Raw genomic sequence first — 20,327 nt, 5'->3', positions numbered from 1 at the left:
CCGGCTCAGCCTTTGGTGGAAAAGCGATAGCCGGTGCCGCGCACGGTTTGTACCAGATTCTCGTAGGCATCGCCCAAGGCTTTGCGCAGGCGGCGGATATGCACGTCAACCGTGCGCTCCTCCACATACACGTTGCCGCCCCACACCTGGTCGAGCAATTGGCCACGGGTGTAGGCGCGCTCCTGGTGGGTCATGAAAAACTGCAGCAGGCGGTATTCGGTCGGGCCCATCTCGGCGGGCTTGCCGTCGATGGTCACGCGGTGGCTGATCGGGTCCAGGATCAGCCCGTTGACTTCGATCGGTGCTTCGCCATCAGTCGGGCCGGCACGGCGCAGTACGGCCTTCAGGCGCGCTACCAGCTCACGTGGGGAAAACGGCTTGGTGATGTAGTCATCAGCGCCGACTTCCAGGCCCTGGATCTTGTTGTCCTCTTCGCCCTTGGCGGTAAGCATGATGATCGGGATATCCCCGGTCAGTTCGTCACGCTTGAGGCGGCGTGCCAGTTCGATGCCGGAGGTGCCGGGCAGCATCCAGTCCAGCAGGATCAGGTCCGGCTTGCGGTCGACGATAATGGCATGGGCCTGCTGGGAGTTCTCCGCCTCCAGGCAGTCGTAGCCGGCCATTTCCAACGCAACGGCGATCATCTCGCGGATGGGCGCTTCGTCGTCAACGATCAGAATGCTCCTGCCAACCATGCTCAAAATCCTCTTGTCATTTAACTGTCTTGCGCCGCATTAGATAACGGAATTATTGCAGTCGTGTGACAGTAATTTAGTCGATCGGGCAATTCACGGCACTCTGGACTACCCTTTGGGTCCGAATCCTGACAACCACAAAAGGAAGGTTCCGATGACTCAAAGTACTTTTTCCTGGAAAGCCCTGTTGGTAACGGCAGCGTTGACCCTGCCGACACTGGCGTTTGCGGCTGAGCCGGCGATGACCAAGGACGGCGTGTTGGTGGATCACAGGGGCATGACGCTCTACACCTTTGCCAAGGACTCTGATGACAAGTCCATGTGCAACGACAAGTGCGCCACCAACTGGCCGCCATTGATGGCTGAGTCCACTGACAAGCCGATGGGCAAATGGACCGTCATCACGCGTGACGATCAGAAGAGCCAGTGGGCCTACAGCGGCAAGCCGCTTTACACCTTCGTCATGGACAAGACGGCCGGCGACATGACCGGTGAAGGCAAGATGGACGGTGCCTGGAAGGTCGCCAAGCCTTGACTCTGCGGCGCCACTGAGACCTTCGCGAGCAAGCCCGCTCCCACATTTTGATCTGTAAACACAGTCAAATGTGGGAGCGGGCTTGCTCGCGAAGGCGTCCGCACAGCCACCGCAAAAATCTCATCGAAACCCGTAATCCGCCACAATCCCGACAAATATCGCCAACCCCGCCCAGTGGTTGTGCAAAAACGCCTTGAAGCATTTCATCCGATCCTTGTCCCGGGTGTACCAGAACTCCCAGGCAAAACAGCCCGCCGCCGCCAGCAACCCCAAGTGGAACCAGCCACCCAGCTCGAACCGCTGCCCCGCCAATAGCAGGCACACCAGTGACAAACCTTGCAGGGTCAGAATGATCACGCGGTCCGCATCGCCGAACAGAATGGCGGTGGATTTCACCCCGATTTTCAAGTCGTCATCGCGGTCGGTCATCGCGTAATACGTGTCGTAACCCACCGTCCACAGCAAGTTGGCGATGTACAGCAGCCACGCCGTGGCCGGCAAATGCCCGGTTTCGGCAGTGAACGCCATTGGCATGCCCCATGAAAACGCCGCGCCCAGCACCACCTGCGGGTAGTAGGTGTAGCGCTTCATGAACGGGTAGCTCGCCGCCAGCGCCAGGCCGCCCAGGGACAGTAGGATGGTGGTGGCGTTGGTCAGCAGCACCAGCAGAAAACTGATACCCATCAACACCGCAAAAAATACCAAGGCCTCTTTGGCGCTGATCTTGCCGCTCACCAGCGGGCGTTGCTCGGTGCGTTTCACATGGCCGTCGACCTTGCGGTCGGCCCAGTCATTGATCACACAACCACCGGCACGGGTCAGCACCACACCGAGCACGAAAATCACGATATTGAGCAACGACGGCGAGCCCTTGCCCGCAATCCACAGCGCCCACAGCGTCGGCCACAACAGCAGGTAAATGCCGATGGGTTTGTCCATGCGGGTCAACTGAATGAAATCCCAGGCCCTGGGGTTCAGGCGGTTCAAGGACTTGAGCAGACGTTGATACATCAGCAGTTCTCCGGGTGGTCATGCAGCGCATGCCAGAAGCTGGGCAGGAAAATTTCCGCGACCAGCACGCTCAGCGGTCCGCGATCAAAGCGTGAGCGGCGCGCCCACAGGCCATCGGCCTGGTCGGCGGTTGGCAGCCATTGCCGTGGGTAATGGCATACCTCGATCGCCTGGCGGGTGAACGCGTGGTCGCAGAACAGCAATTCGCCCAGCGAACGGCTGCCCAGTTCGTCCATGTGCAAGCCATCGCCCTGCAAGGCGCTGCGGGCCGCCACGCTGCGGGCAAACACCCACGGTTGGCCATGCCCGCGCAAATACACTTCGCGTACCCAGCCGACCGTGGCCGGGGCCATACCCAGCGCCACGCATTCATCCTCGCGCAGTGGCTGCCAGCCTTCGAACAGTGGCGTCACGCTGAAGCCGTCGTTGGACAGCCACGTGAGCCTGCGCGTCAGCGAGCCTTCGTCGAACAACCAGTTGAGGGTCAAAGGCCCAGGCATTGGGTTCAGAAGGCTCTGGGTCAGCCATTGGCAAGCATCGGGACGGGCGATTGAGTGCGGCACGGTGAGTCAGTTTTGGCAGCAAAAGAGGCGGCGAGCTTACCATGGCGTCCTGAGCTTTTGCCGGGCTGAACCGGCCGTTTGCGCCGAACATGCTTGCATCTGCCGGCCCCGATCAGTACAAAACGCCCTGAGCCGTACGGCAACGTTGGTCTATCGACCGTTGGCCAAGATGCCTGGACCCTGAGGAAGCAAGTAATGAAGAAGTGGCAATGTGTAGTCTGTGGCTTGATCTATGACGAAAAAGACGGCTGGCCGGATGACGGTATCGCACCGGGCACCCTGTGGCAGGACGTCCCGGAAGACTGGCTGTGCCCGGACTGCGGCGTAGGCAAAATGGATTTCGAAATGATCGAAATCGGCTAATCATCGGTTTAAGAAACGTACTACAAGGAGAAAGGAATGAACGCACCTGTCGTGATCATCGGCACAGGATTGGCCGGATACAACGTGGCTCGGGAGTTTCGCAAGCTCGACAGCGAGACCCCGTTGCTGCTGATCACCGCGGATGACGGGCGCTCCTACTCCAAGCCCATGCTCTCCACCGGCTTTGGCAAGAACAAGGAAGCCGATGGCCTGAGCATGGCTGAACCGGGCGCCATGGCCGAGCAGCTCAAGGCCGAAGTGCGCACCCATACGCGCATCAGCGGCATCGATCCGGGCCACAAACGCCTGTGGATCGGCGAGGAAGCGGTGGCCTACCGCGACCTGATCCTGGCCTGGGGCGCAGAAACCGTGCGCGTGCCGGTCGAAGGCGATGCGGCAGAGCTGATTTTCCCCATCAACGATCTTGAAGATTACGCACGCTTTCGTGCCGCCGCCGCCGGAAAGCGCCGTGTGCTGCTGCTTGGCGCGGGCCTGATCGGCTGCGAATTTGCCAACGACCTTATTCTTGGCGGCTACGAAATTGATCTGGTCGCTCCCTGCGAGCAAGTCATGCCGACCCTGCTGCACCCGGCAGCAGCTGCCGCTGTGCAAGCCGGGCTGGAAGGCCTGGGCGCGCGCTTCCACTTGGGCCCGGTGCTCAACCGCCTGCAGCGCACGGCGGATGGCCTGGAAGCGCACCTGTCCGATGGTGAAGTGATTCATTGCGACCTGGTGGTCTCGGCCATCGGCCTGCGCCCGCGCGTGGACCTGGCCGCCGCTGCCGGCCTGCAGATCAACCGTGGAATCATGGTGGACCGTCACCTCAAGACGTCCCACGCCAATATCTACGCCCTGGGCGACTGCGCCGAGGTCGATGGCCTCAACCTGCTCTATGTGATGCCATTGATGAGCTGTGCCCGCGCCCTGGCCCAAACCCTGGCCGGCAACGCCACGGCCGTCAGCTACGGGCCGATGCCGATCACCGTGAAAACCCCGATTTGCCCGCTGGTGGTTTCGCCACCGCCACGCGGCACCGAAGGTGTGTGGAGCGTCGAAGGGCAGGGTGCCGACATCAAGGCCTTGTGCCGCGACGCCAGCGGCCGCCTGCTGGGTTATGCGCTGACGGGCAGCGCCGTCATGGAAAAACTCGCCCTTAACAAAGAACTTCCGCCATTGCTGGCGTAAATACCGGTCGTTCTGTCGGAATCAGCACCTTCTTAGCCCCAGAAAGGTCGCCGCGAGACTGGCGGAGCGTGCGAGGGCATGCCATCCTCACTCCCGTCTGCCGCAGAGTAGAGCCTGCGGCGCCTTGGGCGCTGCTCCACCAGAGAGCAGCACGGACATAACAACAAAAAACCGTCAAAGAGGCTTCACTTATGCGTAAACCAGAACTCGCAGCCGCTATTGCAGAAAAAGCAGACCTGACCAAAGAACAGGCCAACCGTGTTCTCAACGCCGTTCTCGAAGAAATCACCGGCGCCCTGCACCGCAAAGACAGCGTCACCCTGGTGGGCTTCGGCACCTTCCTGCAACGCCACCGCGGCGCCCGCACCGGCAAAAACCCGCAAACCGGTGAGCCAGTGAAAATCAAGGCGAGCAACACCGTTGCATTCAAGCCGGGCAAGTCGCTCAAAGACAGCGTCAACCCGTAATAGCAGGACCGTCTGAAGGGAGGCGGGTGGGTAAGAAAATGGGCACGCCGACTGGGTTGGGTGCCCATTTTTGTTGGGCGTCGTTAAAGCGGGTGACAGCACAGGCACAACGGCTCTAGAGATGGGGCGGAAAGCGACGGGTCGGCTCGTTGTTGTGTGTTTTTTATCACTGTTTAAATACTCAGATTCAGCGCAGTGGTAACACGTACGGAGGGAGGCAATTATTTGAATTGGAACAGTAGAGGCTAAGAGTAAGACGTCGGTAAACGTTTTTTCTCCATTCGTTCTCGATATGAACGGCTCTACCAGTTTGATGGCTCGCCATCTTCATCATTTATAGAAATACGAGTACAGGACCTGATCCATTCAAAGAGTACAGACAGATCATGTTCGATGCTTTTCGGATGGGCGCTGATTTCCAGGAAAATACGCTCTTGTTCTAAAAAAATACGCACGTCGTAGCTCCAATCACTTGGGCTTCTGGGTTCAATGCCTGCCAACCGAAACTCTCGGCCTTCAAAAAGCTCGGAAAAAGTCTTAAGGCGGGTGATGTTCTGCGTTATCTCGTCGAGATGAGCCGCGTACCAATTGTTGTCCTCAAAGGACAGAATGAATTCTGCTGACATCATCATTACCTTCTAACTGCCGTGAGGTCGGCCCGATACCGTAGGGTAGTCTGGCGGATTTTTCATTCCGATGTGCGCTTCCGCAGAGTGGGTACTGACGGCTGTTTTTCCGTCGTTAGCTAATTCCGTGGTGTTGGAGTTTCCATGTCTTCCTACCGATTTGTGGCTGTGAGCGTTACTCGAGCCTTTGAATGGTGTCGGGTTGCCATTCCCGTAGGCATGGATTTGGACTTCTGAACCATCGGGGTGTACCCAGCGCTGATTTTTGGTATTCGGCTGATTTATTTAATTTTATCTTATGGCTGTTAATATAAATAAATCCGTCCATTTATACCGGCCCCTTTATGCCAATTAATTTTTAGGAGAAATAATTTTGCTTATGTCGGCGCCTCTAAATTTTAATGACTTTTCGCGCTTTTAATCTCAAGTGCCGTTTCGATGCCGAGAATAATGGAAGGACTTTTTTCCTTTTCGCTACCGAAGCTAATACTTGTGAAAAACATCCCGTGCTCAAGAGGTTTTCCAGTTTCCTGATAAAATGTCGGGAGAGGAGCCACACAGTCAAAATACTGATGACAGGTACCGCAGAGGTTTTCCTGCTGTTGAGCGCTGTAGCTGATAACGTGCTTGGGTCGGATGAGAAATAGTTGTTTTTTTCATTGATCAGTGAAAAATCAACGTTTAGATCTAAATTGTCAATGTATTCTTTGAAACGCAGTGATGCGATGAACCTCCGATCATAAGTTACACCAATATCGGTTTTGTTTGGTGTCTTAAGTTCTGCGGGTTGGTAGGTAGGATCAATGCAGCGGTCACAGGTCTTGCAAAATATGTTTTCAGGAGCCTCCTCAAAAAAGTAAGCATGATTATTGATGGCGCTTAAGTCGTAGGCGATAGTCAAGAATTTAGTCATTACTATATTCCCGGATGTGGTGTGAAGAAGTCGACAACAGCATCTTTGTATTGTGTCCCTTTTCCTTTGTAGAAGTCAGCAAGCGTCTGGAGCCTTTCAGTTCTGGTGAAGGTGCTTGAATTTTTGCACCGCTGTTACCCCGTTGTGACCGCATATGTACAGGACTTCCATTGACGACTTTTGTTTTTCCGACCAGGAAGTCGTTCATATCGCGGTGAAGCTGTTTGTGATCAGTATCGGTGAGTTTTGTCAGCTTTTGGTTATGTTTGCCGCCCATGAATTTCGGATCGGAGTGATGCCCATGGTGACCACACGCCCAGCCCAACGGATCGATCCATGTGACCGGATTTGGGGCGTACTGATAAAGTTGATTCCACCCATCAAGTCAATGGGGTCGGTTGTTGTAAAGCGGCCTACATCGGGATCATGAAACCTGAACGTATTGAAATACAGACCTGTTTCCCAATCCAGGTATTAATTGAAATAAACTATCATGTTCATGTTCATGTTCATGTTCATGTTCATGTTTAAGTTTGTGAAATATTTTTTATTGTTCTGCCGCGTACATATAAATCGCGTCTTCTGTGCAGTAAAATACTTTCCTGCTCGGATGCGCTTGGACGGGAGAAATTAAAAGCTCTCTTAAGTCCCCTGATTTTACAGCCTCATCAAGAAACTCAAGAAGATCAATTAAGGTTGTTTTATATAGTTCCCCCTTGAAAATAATTCTTTTCCCTTTGCGGGTTACCAAGTTGTGCGCAATGTAATAGAGATCTGAGTTTAGATGAGCTCTCAGATCTGCAAGTGTATCGAAAGCTTGGATTATATCTCCCGACATTGTCGATTTTAACATCGATGAGTGTATGTATTCCTTGTTTTCATCAGGATCCAAATCAAATTTATTTAGGTTATTAAAGTGATAACTGTTTTTCATGTTAGTTTGGAATGTCATAAAAAATATGACCGTCCCCTCCATTGTTGTACCACTTGATGTGAGGTGTGTCCCCAAAGCCGCCCTCTGGTGCCATATGCTGTTCGTAGCCTTTCGGATATTTTGCTACTCCATCGGCGCGAGCACTTTGAGTGTGAGCTTTGTAACGGTTCATATTGCCCTGTGACTCTTTCAAAAAAGCCTTTGCGTCTGAGCTTGATTTAACCTTAACCTGAAATTTTTCCCCATTTGTCATGGCCAGTCTATTATCCGCGACCGCTTGCTTCCACTCTTTTGAACCTTTAGCTAATACGCGCATCTTCGATGCTTTTTGATTCAGTTTTCCTTTGTAGGCAGCGCACGCCAGCCCTTTAGGGTCGATCCATTTGACGGGATTTGGAGCATATTGATAAAGATTTAAACCGCCTGATAGCCCTATCGGATCCGGCGTGGTAAATCGCCCCATTTCGGGATCATAAAACCGGAACGTATTGAAATGCAGCCCCGTCTCCCGGTCTAGATATTGCCCCTGAAACCGCAGATTCTGCTCTTCAAGAAAATACGCTTCGCGCACTTCCTCTTGCGTGCTACCCCACACCCTATAAGTCGCACGCCAAACATTATGACCACTGGATTCGGTTAGCTGCTCCGGCAAGCCATTGAGGTCGTTATGGTAATAGCGGGTTTTTTGCAGCGGGCCAATACCGTCGACACGAGCGAGCGGTTCGTAGCCTTCATCTTCATAGATGTAAAGGCTGGTCTGGCTGTATTTTTGTTCCTGCAACAGACGCAGGCCATCCCAGGTGAAGAAAGTTTCGCCCAACGGATAGCCGTCGCTGTCGTGCTCGGTTTTTTCAATACGCCGGCCCAGTGGGTCATAGGCCATCCTGACCACATTGCCGTTTTCATTGCGCACTTCCACCAGCCGGTTTTCAGCATCGTAGGCGAAGCGCTGCAAACCTCGCGCCGCGCTGCGCTTTTCGATCATCCGTCCAAGGGCGTCGTACTTGTAACGTTTATCCTGATACGTAATCAGCCGGTTATGCCGTACCAGGCCATCTTGGACTGGGCCGTCGAGCAAATTGGCAGCAGCATCGTAGGCATAGGTTTCGCTGTACCCCACTTGGTGGCTTACAAGAATACGTCCCGTACTGTCGTAGCCCAGGTGTTCTTGACGTTCGCTACGACGACGCCCGATCAGGTTATCGCTGGGGTCGTAGCTGTAGTTGGTCTCAACCAATGGCGGCAACTGCCAAGGCTGGTCAATGCTACGACGCTGTCGTGAGCGAACCCTTCCGCTACGGTCGTGAGCAGTACTCGTCCTGAGTTGACCCTGAGTGCGTTGCACCTCGCGGTGCAAGCGATCACGCTCAAAGTCGCTGATGACCTTTCCATCGAGATTCAACTGATGCAGGTGGCCGCTGCCGTAGTACAGGCGGTTCAGCCATCGCCCGTCGGGCAACTGGGTCTGAATCAGGTTGCCCAACTCGTCATAGTGATGTTGCAAGGAGCCTGCAGCGCTTTGCTCCTCCAGCAGTTGCCCCAGCGCGTCATAGCGAAAACCTAATGCCTGCTCTGCACCGTCAAGCGCGGTGAAGGTGACGCCGACCAGTTGATCGTTCGGATCATGCTCATAAGCAGTGGTGCCGTCTGCTGTGGATTTGCTGACCAGGCGGCCAACCGGGTCGCGCCGGAACTGGTGTGACAGCGGCGCTACCGGTTCGCCTTCCGTCCCGGGCTGGTAGTCCACGGCTACGACATCATCCAGCGGATCATAGGTGTAGCAGCGCCGACTTTGATCAAGGTCTTGCTGCTGCACCATGCGGTCGGCGGCGTCCCATTCAAAGCGGTAGCTCTCGCCGTTTTCGTTGGTCAGCTTGCGCAGCCGGCCGTAGGCGTCGTGGTCGAACATGACCGTGCGGTTATGCGCATCCCAGCGTTGTTTGACCAGGCCGCGAACATCGTAGGCATAGCGTGTGGCGTTGCCGGCCGGGTCGACGTGGGCTGTCAGATAACCGCCGGCGTTGCGCTGGAACTGTTCCACGCGACCATCCGGGAGCTGGCATTCCAGCAGTAGTCCCTGAGGTCCGTATCGGTAGCGAACCGACTCACCTTCCGCATTGGTCTGCACCACCAGATTGCCAAACGCGTCGTACTGATAGCGGGTAGGATAACCCGAGCAATCGACCTCCTCGACGAGTTGGCTCCATTCGTTCCAATGCAGTTTCCGGGTCTTTTCCGTAGCGTCGATGATCTGCACCGGCTGACCGAAACCGTCGTAGACGTAACGCGTACGGTTGCCCAGAGGGTCGATTTCCTCGAGGCAGTTGCCGCGCTGGTCGTAGCGGTAGTGCCAACTGTTGCCTGCCGGATCGGTTTCCACTTCGGGCAATGCCCAGTGCTCCAGCCACTGCGTACCGCGAGCTCTGCCCAGTGGGTCGATGACGGCGCTCAGGTTGCCTGACGCGTCATAGTTGAAGCGCCACTGGCCATTTTTCGGATCAATCGCGCCGAGCAACTGGCGATCTTCGTTCCACTCAAACTGCCACGTATGGCCCAGGTGATCGACGTAGCGAGTGATCTGATACTGCGGGTTCCAATGCCGGATGCTGACGCGCATCAGGCCATCGGTTACACGGGTAATGCCGGCGTCCAGGTCGTAGTCGAAGGTGTATTCATCGCCTGCATCTGTCCAGTGCCGATTGACGCGCCACTGCGGGCCGTCTGGTCCTGCGAGTTCAGCCCATTGGTAGAAGCAGCGCAGGCCACTCGGCAATTGGTGCTCGGCCATGCGCCTGTCACTGTCGTAGGCAAAGCGCCGTTGGGTCGTGCCTTGTGCGTCCAGGACCTCGGCAAGATCGCCGTTACTGTCATAGCGATAACTGACGAGCACATCGCTGCGCGCATCGAAATGATCCTGGCGCAGATAGCGCCGTTCGATGTGGCTCACACGCCGTGGATGTTCTGTCGAATAACTAAGGTCCACATGCATCAAATCATGCGTGTCGCGCAGGCGATACAGCCGTCCCTGGGCATCGTAATCGAGGAAGATCCGCCCTTCATTACGATCACCCAGCAGCTGCAAGCGCATCCGCGAGCTGTTCAGCGGGTCGGGCTCGAACAGCCGATACAGGCCGTCGATGCTCTCGATCAATACCGCGCCGTCGCCACTGCGTCTGACCGCAAGGCCTTCGCCCGGGTCGAATGCTCCGCCGGACAAGGGGATGTAACCGATCTCCAGGCGACGGCCTTGTTCATCGATGTAGAACAGGTTTTCGTCTGGGTCTGTCTCGACCGACACCTCATACGCAACACTCCAGCCAGCACCAAAGAGGCCATCCTGGCGAGTGTCGAGGCTGCTGTAGAAGCGTTGCCAATCGATGGGGAGCAAGCCTGGCAGCACAAAATCCAACTCCTGCTCATCACCCAGGATCTTGGCGCCAGTCGCACTGTGCACCGGATTGGGCGAGCCATTTATGGCGCTCTTGAGCGCAGAGGTGACCTTGCTGGTTGCGTAAGAGACAGCACCCCCCACCAGCAAACTGCCGGCCAGGCATGGCAGCTTGGTCCAAAAGCACTTCACATTGCCCCGCAACGCCATCACCACGGCAATCGCCAGGCCTACGCCTGGTGTTTTCCCGCTGCGAATTTCCTGCACCACGATGGTCTCGCCACCGATGCGCACATCTGGCGAGATCAGTCCCTTGGCCGTGCCGATCTTGGCATCACAGGTACTGCGATCACCGCTGCGCGCCGCAGGCTGCCCATTGATGAACACCGAACTGGAGCCTTCGGCAATAAATTGCAGGGGCATGGGTGGGTGTTTGGTACACCCGACGGTATCCAGCAGGCAAGGCACCGTGCCGGCTGCGGGGGAGGCCACGGTCGGGCGCCACATCTGCGAGAAAAACTCGCCGGCCATGTCCAGGAAACTGGGCTGCGGCGGTTCGCTGGGCGCGACCGGCACAGCCAGCATCTTGCCAGCGGCCCGGGCGGCCTTTTTTCCGTTGATGAAAACGTTGTCCGAGCCACTGGTGATAAAGGCATCGATCACCGGTGGAAATACCCAGTTGGCGGCGGACTCGCACCAACTGGATATCTTCAGATCAGCCCCCGTGAGCCCCGCGGTGATCCCGACGACTGCCCCCACGACCAAAACCAAAGCAACACCGCCTGTGGCGATGGTCGCACCGGTCGCGAGGAAAACCGCCCCCGCAACGGCCAGGCAGCCCACGGTAGTGATCGCCGCATAGGCGGCTACTTCCAGCACACCGCCGAGAATATCGGCCATCACCGAGGTGTGCAGCAGTGCGTCGCCTTCGCGGGCGGCCCAGAGGTCTTCACTCATTGCTCAGGCCCAGCTCAAGACGTGGCGAGGAAGTTGAGCGTGCTTTTGAGCATCGCCCAGTGACCCGCTTCGGCTGTCCCCAGGGGCTGGGTCTTGACGTAACTCAGGGCAATCAAGCAGCGCGTGCCAGGTACCTGCATCGCCAACTGATACTGGTAAATATTGTCACTGCCTTTGTTGAAGCGGTTCTGCACTTCATAGGCATCAATGTCCTGCGCCGGTCCGACCTTGACGGCTTGCGCCGGCGAATAGCGAAGGTCTTTGACTTGCTGTTCGAGCTTCTTCAATTGGCCTTCGAAATTGCTTTGCAGGCTCTCGCCGTCGGCCAGCGGGCTGCGGCTGACCACCAGCGTGGTGCCCAACTTGGCGAACTTGAGAATGTTGATCGAAGTGTCTTGTACCTCAGCATCGGGCAGGGTGAACTGGGCTTCGTTGATCAGGTAATTCATGGTGAAGAAATCTCGTTATTGACCAGCGCCGGGCTTGCCGGGAAATTTTGATTCGACGGCGGATTTGATCGTGCCTTGCTTGCCCTGTGCGCCAGGCAAGGTGCCCTTGTCACTGCCCAGGTTGATATCCAGTTTGCCCTTTGTCTGGATCTTGCTACTGCCGGTGGAAAACAGATTGAAAGAGCCACAGGTGAGGTTGATATCCCCGCCTGCCTTAAGCTCGATCACACTGTCACCGCACACCAGGCGAATACTCTCACCTGCCTCAATGGTGTAATTCGTAGCAGCGCTGTCAGACTTGGCCCCACCCACTAGAACGGTGTCGTTGTTTCGCACCACTCGCACGCGGTTATTGCCAATCGTCACCGTCTCGTTATGCCCGATGCTCTTGTTGCGGTCATGCCCCACCGAGTGGCTTTCATCCACCTCCACCACGATGTCCTGATTGCGCTCGGCGTGGATATACAACTGCTCCAGGCCCTTCTTGTCCTCCATGCGGATTTCATTGAAGTTGGCCGGCGTGCCGCCTTTGCTGGAGCGGCTTTTCATGCCGCTCTGGGTGGCGTTTTCCGGCAGGTCGTAAGGCACGGTCTGTTCGGCGTTGTAGACGCGGCCGGTGATGATCGGCCGGTCCGGGTCGCCTTCCAGAAAGCTCACAATCACTTCCTGGCCGATCCGTGGGATCTGCATCGAACCCCAGTTTTTACCGGCCCAGGACTGCGACACACGAATCCAGCACGAGCTGTTTTCGTTGGATTGATCGTGACGGTCCCAGTAGAAATGCACCTTCACGCGGCCGTACTGGTCGGTCCAGATTTCCTCACCTTTGGGGCCGACCACCAGCGCAGTCTGCGGGCCTTTGACGATGGGCCGATGGGTGCTGGCCAGCGGTCGGAAGCTTTGCTGGGCGTCAATACAGGTGAGGCTGCTTTCGAACTGCGCCGACCCTGAGCCGCCGCCGCTTTCCAGGCTTTCCTGGACGATGGCATAGCGGCAGCCGACGATCAGGTATTCGCGGTTCTGGTCCTGGCGGCTGAAACCGGTGAGGCTGAACAAATGCCCTGAGCCCAGGCCCCGCGCATTACCGCTGAACTCGATCTGCTCATGCAGGGTTTGCAGGGCTTCAATGCGGGTGCGCGCATAGTGTTCGCCGTCGGCGCTTTGCACGTAGGTGCCAGGGTAGTCGTACAGCGGGTAGTCGCCGGCGGTGTGCGGGCGCGGCATGGCCGAACGTACGTCGATGCTGGCGCTGGGGCGCTGGAAGTCGTAGTCGTTAAGCTCAAGCGACCCAGGCTGCACTTCCTGGGCCAGGTGCCAGTTGTGCATATGGTCGCGTTCGCGCTGCTGCTCGTCCTTGGGGTAGTACGGGATCGACGCGTAGCCCGGCACCGTGGTGTGGGCGCCATAGGCATCGGCCAGCACCAGCACATGGCGGTCCTGCTCATGGCGGAAGAAGTAGTAAATACCTTCCTGTTCCATCAAGCGGCTGACGAAATCGAAGCTGGTCTCGCGGTACTGCACGCAGTATTCCCACTCGCGATACGGGCGGCTCAGCGCGTCTTCGAAGTCGGAAAAACCCAGGTCGCGGAACACCTGCTTGATGATCTGCGGGATGCTCAGGTTCTGGAAAATCCGGCAGTCCGAGGTGCGGCTGAGCAGCCAGAACCATGGGCGCAGGGTCACCTGATAACTGGCGAACTGGCCCTGGTCGATATTCTGGCTGCAACGCGCGACGATACCGTGGAAGTGCCGCTCTCCACCGTCCGCCAACTGCACGCCGACGCTCATCGGCTTGCCCAGCAACTGGTTAAGGTCGATGTTGGCGTCCAGCGAGGTCAGTCGCAGCTCATAGTTGAACAACCTGCCCAGCTCTTCGCCGCCGCCCATTTCATTGAGCAGCAGCACATCCGGCCCCAGAGGGCTGGTGATCTTGGCCAGGCGTGAGGCTTGGTTGAATAGCATCGGGCGTCTCGTAAATGACTTAATAACTGAAGAAACTGCATCCAAATGAGGGAGCTGGCTTGTGTGGGAGCTGGCTTGCCTGCGATAGCATCACCTCAGTGTGCCTGCCACACCGAGGTGCCTGCATCGCGGGCAAGCCCGGCTCCCACACAAGCCAGTTCCCACACTGACCGCATTCCCACAGTCGTTATTCGGCGTCGCTGAAGTCGTAGTGCAATTCATTATCCCGGCTGCTGATACGCACACCCGCCAGCGCCTTGCCTTCGAGCATGCGCGTGAGGAATTCACGGCTCATGTCCGGCAGCAGGCTGTTGGTCAGGATGGTGTCGATCATGCGCCCGCCGCTTTCGGTTTCGGTGCAGCGCGAGACGATCAAATCGACCACTGCGTCGTCGTAATCGAAGGCGACTTTGTGGGTGTTCTCCACGCGCTTTTTGATGCGATTGAGCTGCAAGCGGGTGATCGCCTTGAGCATCTCATCGCTCAACGGGTAATACGGAATCGTCACCAAACGGCCCAGCAGAGCCGGCGGGAAAATCTCCAGCAGCGGTTGGCGCAGGGCCTTGGCGATTTCTTCCGGCTCGGGGATGTTCGCCGGGTCTTTGCACACCTGGGAAATCAGTTCAGTGCCGGCGTTGGTGGTCAGCAGGATGAGGGTGTTCTTGAAGTCGATTACCCGGCCTTCGCCGTCCTCCATCACGCCCTTGTCGAACACCTGGAAGAAGATTTCGTGCACGTCCGGGTGGGCTTTTTCCACCTCGTCCAGCAGCACCACGCTGTAGGGTTTGCGCCGTACCGCTTCGGTCAGCACGCCGCCTTCGCCGTAGCCGATATAACCCGGCGGCGCGCCCTTGAGTGTGGACACGGTGTGGGCTTCCTGGAACTCGCTCATGTTGATGGTGATGACGTTCTGCTCACCGCCGTACATGGCTTCGGCCAGGGCCAGGGCGGTTTCGGTCTTGCCCACACCCGAGGTGCCGGCGAGCATGAACACGCCAATCGGCTTGCTTGGGTTATCAAGCCCGGCGCGGGAGGTCTGGATGCGCTTGGCGATCATCTGCAAGGCATGGTCCTGGCCGATGATGCGTTTTTTCAGATGCTGGTCGAGGTTGAGCACCGTCTCCAGCTCGTTGCGTGCCATGCGGCCCACCGGGATGCCGGTCCAGTCGGCGACTACCGAGGCCACGGCCTGGTAATCCACGGTCGGCAAGATCAGCGGGGTTTCGCCTTGCAGGGCGGTGAGGCGTTGTTGCAGGTCGACCAGTTGGGCGCGCAACTCATCGTTGCCGCTGTCTACCACGCCCGCCTTTTCGCGCAAGGTCGCGCGAGTGGCCAATAGCTCATCAACCAGGGTTTTTTCTTCGGCCCAGCGGCTTTCCAGAGTTGCCAGGCGTTCGCGCTCGGCGCTCAGCAAAGCTTCGCTATGGGTTTGACGCGCACCAATGGCAATGCCGATGGCATGCTCACGGGCGATGATTTGCAGCTCGGTTTCCAGCGCTTCGATGCGACGGCGGCTGTCGTCCACTTCGGCCGGCACGGCATGCAGGCTGATGGCGACGCGGGCACAGGCGGTATCGAGCAAACTGACGGATTTGTCCGGCAACTGTCGCGCGGGGATGTAGCGGTGCGACAGCTTCACCGAGGCTTCCAGCGCTTCGTCGAGGATCTGCACCTGATGGTGTTTTTCCATGGTCGAGGCCACGCCGCGCATCATCAGCAGCGCTTTGTCTTCCGACGGCTCGGCCACCTGCACCACTTGGAAGCGGCGGGTCAGGGCCGGGTCTTTCTCGATGTGTTTTTTGTACTCGGCCCAGGTCGTGGCGGCTACGGTACGCAAGGTGCCACGGGCCAGTGCAGGCTTGAGCAGGTTGGCGGCATCGCCAGTCCCGGCGGCGCCACCGGCACCTACCAGGGTGTGGGCTTCGTCGATAAACAGAATGATCGGCTTGGGCGAGGCCTGCACGTCTTCGATAACCTGGCGCAGGCGCTGCTCGAACTCGCCCTTCATGCTGGCGCCGGCTTGCAGCAGGCCCACGTCGAGGCTGCGCAGTTCCACATCCTTGAGCGCAGGCGGCACGTCACCGGCGACGATGCGCAGGGCGAACCCTTCAACCACGGCGGTCTTGCCCACACCCGCTTCACCGGTGAGGATCGGGTTGTTCTGGCGCCGACGCATCAGGATGTCCACCAGTTGGCGGATCTCTTCGTCACGCCCCACGATCGGGTCGAGTTTGCCGCTGCGCGCCTGTTCGGTCAGGTCGACGGTAAAGCGCTTGAGCGCTTCCTGCTTGCCCATCGCACTTGGCGCCATGGCACCGCTGGCTTCGCCCGGTACGGCACCGGCACTGAAGCCATCGCTGGCACTCAGCGCATTCTCCGGCGAATCGCCGACGTATTCGTCAAACCGCTCGCTCAGGGCCTCGGCCTTGATCTTGTCGAACTCAGATGACAAGCCCAGCAGCGCATGGCGCAGGCTCGGCGTCTTCAGAATGCCCAACACCAGGTAACCGGTGCGCACTTGGCTTTCGCCGAACATCAGGCTGCCGTAGACCCAACCGCGCTCTACGGCTTCTTCCACATGCGACGACAAGTCGGTGATCGACGTCGAACCACGCGGCAGGCGGTCCAGCGCTTCGGTCAGGTCACGGGCCAGGCGTGCCGGCTCCACGTTGAACTGACGGATGATGCGGTGCAGGTCCGAATCCTGCAGTTGCAGCAACTGGTGAAACCAGTGGGCCAGTTCCACATACGGGTTGCCCCGCAATTTGCAGAACACGGTGGCGGCTTCGATGGCCTTGTAGGCCACGCTGTTGAGTTTGCCGAACAGTGCGGCGCGACTGATTTCACCCATGCTCTGGATTCCTTGAGGTGGTGGCGTGATCGGCGTAATGCCGGGCCAGGATTAGGTCGTTGGCGTCATGCTCGGGTTGGCCGAGCCAGGTGTTGAAGCCCAGGCGGAATTGGCCATTGAGTTGCAGCTTTGGGACTTCGGGTTGTTGCAAAACCAGGTTCAAGTCCCAGTCCAGTTCATGGCCCAGGTACTCGGCCACCCACGCCACCAGCTCGTTGAACGGCTGGCTGCCGGGCAGCATGCCCATGTAATCGTCCAGCTTGAGCGGGCCGAGGCGGATGCGGAATTTATGCTGGCGATCCCACACATGGCTGCCCAGGCAAAAGTCCACGCCCAACTGGTTGGCGCTGACACTCACGCGGCTGCGCTCCGGCAGTTCCAGCCACTGGCCGACGTATTCTTCGATGGCTACCGGCAGGCCGAAGTACTCGCTGAGAATGGCCTTCAAGCCGTCCGGGTAGCGGGTTTGCGCCGACAGGTGGCCGCTGTAGTGCAGCTTCGCGGTATCCGGAATCAGCCCCTGATTCAGCAGGCTCGGCATGCCGCGACCACTCAGCGCCGCGAGGCGCGCGGACCAGTAGTCATCATCCGGGCGGTCGTGGCTGACGGTCGGCCGCGCCTCGGCCCAGGCTCGGTAAAACAGGCTGAGCAGGCGATGGTGGAACACATCCAAAAACTGTTTGCTGGTGCTGTCGGCGTTGTTGCGCTGGCGTTCGCGCACGTACTCGGTGATATGCAGCGGCAAGGGGCCGTTGGGGCCGCCGAGGCCGAAAAAGAACTGCTCCAGCCGCGCCGGTTTGCCATCGCCGCCGGGGTCGACCGAGGCCAATGTGGCCGGTGCGAAGGTGCAATCGGCTTGTTGCCCGAGGCGCAGTGGGTCATCGGCCAGGCGCAGGGAATGGCCCAGGCGCGGCAGCTCGGGCGATTCGCACTCGATACGCCGCAACGCCTGGAAGAAATCGTATTCCCAGGGCTCCTGATGCATCGCATCCAGTGTGTTCACAGGGTCGGACGTCGACCGGGCTTGGCTTTCCATCGCATGATCTCGCCGCGTTCGGTGGTACGGATCACCGTCTCGGTAAAGCTGTTGATCGACACATAACGTGCCAGGAAGCGTTCCAGCACTGCGCCGAGCAGGAACACGCCGGTGCCGCGAAACGCGTTTTCATCGAATTCCAGGGTGATTTCCAGGCCGCGCCCAAACACGATCGGGCCGGGCATCGGCAGGCGCCGGGTCACGGCTTTGCTGCTGACTTCGCGCAAGCCTTCGATCTGCAACTGCAGGGCCGCGTCATTGCTGTCGCCGTACAGGCGCAGCAGTTCACGCAAGGCGCCCGCGCCCTGGCCTTGTTCGCTTAGCGACAGGTAGTTGAGCGACAGCTGACTGATCAGGCGCCACGCTTTGGCGTCATGGGCATGGCTGGCACGCGGACGACTTGGCCCGGCGACGCTGCGCACAGACAACACCGGCGCGCTGTCGGCCAGGGTGAAGTCGGTCTTGCCGTTGCCCACGCTCATGAACAGCGGCAGATCGCGGTTGGTACACAGCGCGGTCACGCCGAGCTGGCGCAGGTCATGACGGTAGGGCGCTTGCTGGCTGTCGACCAGGCTGACAAAGGTTTCGCTGCCCACATAGGTGGAGCGCGGGCCGTTACGGCGTTGGTCACTGGACAACACGCGAGGCTCGCGGCGCAGCGTGTAGTAAGCCTGATCGCGGCCGTAGCGGGATGGATCGCGCACCGCATAGAACGGCAGGAACGGCTGCTCCGGCCCAGTGCCATGGCCGGTGATGCCGCTCAGCGAGTGAATCTCGAAATCCATCGGCCGCGTGCGGTCGGCGATCACATGGTGTTCGTTGACACGGTCCGACAGGTGGATACGGTCGACGCGTTTGGGAAACAAGTTGATCGCCGGCGTGCAGAACGGTAAGAACTGCGCCGCGCCGACGCTGCCTTCCAGGCTCGGCTCGTGACGGTCGAACAGCACGATCAGCTCCAGCTCCTGGCCGTCGCAGCGTTTGACCGCACGGCTCAGCTGCGCAAATTCGACGAACAGGAAACGGTGGGGCAGGGCGAAGTATTCCTGCAATAGCCGGTAGCCCTGAAACGCCCGCGCCACCACCGGCATGGCCGCATCGGCGTCGTCAAAACCCCGGGAGCGCAGCGCGTCTTGCGGCAGGCGCTCGACCCAATCACCGCCCGGCTTGCGGGCGAACACCGCGCAGGCATTGCCCAGCAGTTGTTCGTAAAGGCGGAACGGCTGCTCATCGGCGCCACTGAGGTACAGCGGCAGGCTATCGAGGTCGAGGCTGTTGAAGGGTAATTCGGCGCCGGTGCGCAGAGTCAGGCGCAGGCCGGCTTTGGCTTTGGGTTCGCTGGCCGCCAGGCGACCCAGCACGGCAGCGGGGTTGCCGAAGTACTCGGCGCCACTGACCTGCAACGGCCACAGCGTCACCGGGTGCGCGGTGCGGTACTCGCAGCAGGTCTGGGTTTCGCGGCCCAATGCGGCGCGCAACACGGTGTCGCGTGGCAGCGGGAAACCGCTGGCCAGCGAGCCTTCGTCGGGGTCGGTCTGCAATTGCACCACGGTCATCGACGGCGTGGGCGCGAGGTAGTGCGGGTAGGCGATTTCCAGCAGGTTATGGGTGAAGGTCGGGTACTCGGCATCGAGCTTGAGCTGCACCCGGGCCGTGAGGTAGGCAAAGCCTTCGAGCAAGCGTTCGACGTACGGGTCGGCGCAGTCCATGCCGGACAACGTCAGCCGACTGGCGATCTTCGGGTATTCCTTGGCGAACTCGGCGGCGCTTTCGCGCACGTGGTGCAGTTCCTGGTTGTACAGCTCCAGCAGGCGCGGGTTCATGGGCGCCTCCGCTGGTCGGCATTGACGACACGCACATGCCCGGATTCCAGATCGAGGTCGGTTTGCAGCAGCAGGCGCAACGGCACCGGCTGCGCCCACAGGTCGCCTTCGATCTCGAAACTCAATGCGTTGTGGTTCATCTCGCCATGGCCCACGCGGGCTTTGACGCGCAGCGTGTGGCGCAAAATACGCGGTTCAAAAGTCGCGATGGCTTGGTAGATCAGGGCTTCCAGGGCTTTGATATCCACACTGGAAACACTATTGCCCGCCAGCGCCGGCAGGCCGTAATTGACCACCGATGTGCCAGCCGGGGTGTGCAACGTGGCATCGGCGTCGAGGAGCGACGTGGTATTAAGCAGCCACGCCAGGTCGCGCAGCACCGAGGCTTTCAATTGGGTCAGGGACAGCACGCGTTTATCGGCGCTTTCCTTGGGGTTGGTCGGGTCGTCGTCGGTCAGCCGGTCCAGCAGGGACGGTTGCAGACGGTCGCGGGAAGCGATTTCAGTTACCACCAAAGCAGCTCCACGGACGGGCTAAGAGAGGGACAAGGTGCCAGGGGCCGCAGCGAG

The 20,327-nt window shown here is 58.7% G+C and carries 18 protein-coding genes and 1 pseudogene; 4 read left to right on the top strand and 15 right to left on the bottom strand.

Annotated features, from left to right (window positions below; all coding sequences use genetic code 11):
- Positions 1–5: 5 nt before the first annotated feature.
- Complete coding sequence (phoB, locus tag PSH96_RS28920) at positions 6–695, bottom strand: phosphate regulon transcriptional regulator PhoB (RefSeq protein ID WP_305456661.1); 690 nt, start codon at positions 693–695, stop codon at positions 6–8.
- Positions 696–849: 154 nt separating this feature from the next.
- Here phoB and PSH96_RS28915 point away from each other — a divergent pair, with 154 nt between their 5' ends.
- A complete protein-coding gene (locus tag PSH96_RS28915; RefSeq protein ID WP_305456660.1) occupies positions 850–1,230 on the top strand; it encodes a hypothetical protein in 381 nt (126 codons plus the stop codon).
- A gap of 120 nt (positions 1,231–1,350) precedes the next feature.
- On the opposite strand, the gene ubiA is transcribed toward PSH96_RS28915, so the two are convergent.
- Together ubiA and PSH96_RS28905 are read right to left on the bottom strand one after the other, a co-directional pair.
- Complete coding sequence (gene ubiA / locus PSH96_RS28910; RefSeq protein WP_099488251.1) at positions 1,351–2,241, bottom strand: 4-hydroxybenzoate octaprenyltransferase; 891 nt, start codon at positions 2,239–2,241, stop codon at positions 1,351–1,353.
- Positions 2,241–2,804, bottom strand: coding sequence for a chorismate lyase (locus tag PSH96_RS28905; protein WP_056860873.1), 564 nt, complete (start codon positions 2,802–2,804; stop codon positions 2,241–2,243). The genes ubiA and PSH96_RS28905 overlap by 1 nt, the downstream gene beginning before the upstream one ends.
- Before the next feature lie 195 nt (positions 2,805–2,999).
- On the opposite strand from PSH96_RS28905, the gene PSH96_RS28900 reads away from it, so the two are divergent.
- From PSH96_RS28900 to PSH96_RS28890, 3 genes are all read left to right on the top strand, one after another.
- Complete coding sequence (locus PSH96_RS28900) at positions 3,000–3,167, top strand: rubredoxin (RefSeq protein WP_003213373.1); 168 nt, start codon at positions 3,000–3,002, stop codon at positions 3,165–3,167.
- A gap of 36 nt (positions 3,168–3,203) precedes the next feature.
- Positions 3,204–4,352: an NAD(P)/FAD-dependent oxidoreductase gene (locus tag PSH96_RS28895; RefSeq protein ID WP_058421114.1), complete on the top strand. Its 1,149-nt coding sequence runs from the start codon at positions 3,204–3,206 to the stop codon at positions 4,350–4,352.
- A gap of 191 nt (positions 4,353–4,543) precedes the next feature.
- Positions 4,544–4,819 carry an HU family DNA-binding protein gene (locus PSH96_RS28890; RefSeq protein ID WP_003213368.1) on the top strand — a complete coding sequence of 92 codons (276 nt, stop codon included), beginning with the start codon at positions 4,544–4,546 and terminating at the stop codon, positions 4,817–4,819.
- Between the two features lie 302 nt (positions 4,820–5,121).
- On the opposite strand, the gene PSH96_RS28885 is transcribed toward PSH96_RS28890, so the two are convergent.
- From PSH96_RS28885 to tssE, 12 genes and pseudogenes are all read right to left on the bottom strand, one after another.
- Positions 5,122–5,445, bottom strand: a complete 324-nt coding sequence (locus PSH96_RS28885) for a 3-hydroxydecyl-ACP dehydratase (RefSeq protein ID WP_305456659.1) — start codon at positions 5,443–5,445, stop codon at positions 5,122–5,124.
- Between the two features lie 391 nt (positions 5,446–5,836).
- Positions 5,837–6,358, bottom strand: coding sequence for a hypothetical protein (locus tag PSH96_RS28880; protein ID WP_305456658.1), 522 nt, complete (start codon positions 6,356–6,358; stop codon positions 5,837–5,839).
- Positions 6,351–6,683: a hypothetical protein gene (locus PSH96_RS28875; RefSeq protein ID WP_305456657.1), complete on the bottom strand. Its 333-nt coding sequence runs from the start codon at positions 6,681–6,683 to the stop codon at positions 6,351–6,353. Before PSH96_RS28875 ends, PSH96_RS28880 begins: the two co-directional genes overlap by 8 nt.
- A pseudogene (locus tag PSH96_RS28870) lies at positions 6,669–6,832 on the bottom strand (RHS repeat-associated core domain-containing protein); the annotation flags it as partial. The pseudogene PSH96_RS28870 and the gene PSH96_RS28875, both read right to left, overlap by 15 nt.
- Before the next feature lie 73 nt (positions 6,833–6,905).
- Positions 6,906–7,310, bottom strand: a complete 405-nt coding sequence (locus PSH96_RS28865; RefSeq protein ID WP_305456656.1) for a hypothetical protein — start codon at positions 7,308–7,310, stop codon at positions 6,906–6,908.
- Positions 7,294–11,637 (bottom strand): RHS repeat-associated core domain-containing protein, encoded by a 4,344-nt coding sequence (locus PSH96_RS28860; protein WP_305456655.1) that lies wholly within the window; start codon positions 11,635–11,637, stop codon positions 7,294–7,296. The genes PSH96_RS28865 and PSH96_RS28860 overlap by 17 nt, the downstream gene beginning before the upstream one ends.
- A 14-nt stretch (positions 11,638–11,651) precedes the next feature.
- Positions 11,652–12,086 (bottom strand): DcrB-related protein, encoded by a 435-nt coding sequence (locus tag PSH96_RS28855; protein WP_305456654.1) that lies wholly within the window; start codon positions 12,084–12,086, stop codon positions 11,652–11,654.
- 15 nt (positions 12,087–12,101) lie between these two features.
- Entirely contained in the window at positions 12,102–14,048 is a 1,947-nt protein-coding gene (gene tssI, locus PSH96_RS28850; protein WP_305456653.1) for a type VI secretion system tip protein TssI/VgrG, read from the bottom strand.
- A 187-nt stretch (positions 14,049–14,235) separates the two neighbouring features.
- Positions 14,236–16,899, bottom strand: coding sequence for a type VI secretion system ATPase TssH (gene tssH, locus PSH96_RS28845; protein WP_305456652.1), 2,664 nt, complete (start codon positions 16,897–16,899; stop codon positions 14,236–14,238).
- Positions 16,892–17,935 carry a type VI secretion system baseplate subunit TssG gene (gene tssG, locus PSH96_RS28840; RefSeq protein ID WP_305456651.1) on the bottom strand — a complete coding sequence of 348 codons (1,044 nt, stop codon included), beginning with the start codon at positions 17,933–17,935 and terminating at the stop codon, positions 16,892–16,894. The genes tssH and tssG overlap by 8 nt, the downstream gene beginning before the upstream one ends.
- Entirely contained in the window at positions 17,899–19,758 is a 1,860-nt protein-coding gene (tssF, locus tag PSH96_RS28835; protein WP_305456650.1) for a type VI secretion system baseplate subunit TssF, read from the bottom strand. Before tssF ends, tssG begins: the two co-directional genes overlap by 37 nt.
- Entirely contained in the window at positions 19,755–20,270 is a 516-nt protein-coding gene (gene tssE / locus PSH96_RS28830) for a type VI secretion system baseplate subunit TssE (RefSeq protein WP_005792513.1), read from the bottom strand. The genes tssF and tssE overlap by 4 nt, the downstream gene beginning before the upstream one ends.
- Positions 20,271–20,327: the final 57 nt, after the last annotated feature.

The sequence above is a fragment of the Pseudomonas sp. FP2338 genome (genome assembly GCF_030687515.1).
Taxonomy (GTDB): domain Bacteria; phylum Pseudomonadota; class Gammaproteobacteria; order Pseudomonadales; family Pseudomonadaceae; genus Aquipseudomonas; species Aquipseudomonas salomonii.
Note: the sequence above shows the minus strand (reverse complement) of the source record. Positions and strands in the feature narration are given on the sequence as shown.

Coding starts and splice junctions, on each gene's coding strand:
- PSH96_RS28895 (WP_058421114.1), top strand. CDS start 3,204: ATGAACGCACCTGTCGTGATCATCGGCACAGGATTGGCCGGATACAAC.
- ubiA (WP_099488251.1), bottom strand. CDS start 2,241: ATGTATCAACGTCTGCTCAAGTCCTTGAACCGCCTGAACCCCAGGGCC.
- PSH96_RS28915 (WP_305456660.1), top strand. CDS start 850: ATGACTCAAAGTACTTTTTCCTGGAAAGCCCTGTTGGTAACGGCAGCG.
- phoB (WP_305456661.1), bottom strand. CDS start 695: ATGGTTGGCAGGAGCATTCTGATCGTTGACGACGAAGCGCCCATCCGC.
- PSH96_RS28885 (WP_305456659.1), bottom strand. CDS start 5,445: ATGTCAGCAGAATTCATTCTGTCCTTTGAGGACAACAATTGGTACGCG.
- tssG (WP_305456651.1), bottom strand. CDS start 17,935: ATGGAAAGCCAAGCCCGGTCGACGTCCGACCCTGTGAACACACTGGAT.
- PSH96_RS28855 (WP_305456654.1), bottom strand. CDS start 12,086: ATGAATTACCTGATCAACGAAGCCCAGTTCACCCTGCCCGATGCTGAG.
- PSH96_RS28865 (WP_305456656.1), bottom strand. CDS start 7,310: ATGACATTCCAAACTAACATGAAAAACAGTTATCACTTTAATAACCTA.
- PSH96_RS28900 (WP_003213373.1), top strand. CDS start 3,000: ATGAAGAAGTGGCAATGTGTAGTCTGTGGCTTGATCTATGACGAAAAA.
- tssH (WP_305456652.1), bottom strand. CDS start 16,899: ATGGGTGAAATCAGTCGCGCCGCACTGTTCGGCAAACTCAACAGCGTG.
- tssI (WP_305456653.1), bottom strand. CDS start 14,048: ATGCTATTCAACCAAGCCTCACGCCTGGCCAAGATCACCAGCCCTCTG.
- PSH96_RS28880 (WP_305456658.1), bottom strand. CDS start 6,358: ATGACTAAATTCTTGACTATCGCCTACGACTTAAGCGCCATCAATAAT.
- PSH96_RS28860 (WP_305456655.1), bottom strand. CDS start 11,637: ATGAGTGAAGACCTCTGGGCCGCCCGCGAAGGCGACGCACTGCTGCAC.
- tssF (WP_305456650.1), bottom strand. CDS start 19,758: ATGAACCCGCGCCTGCTGGAGCTGTACAACCAGGAACTGCACCACGTG.
- PSH96_RS28890 (WP_003213368.1), top strand. CDS start 4,544: ATGCGTAAACCAGAACTCGCAGCCGCTATTGCAGAAAAAGCAGACCTG.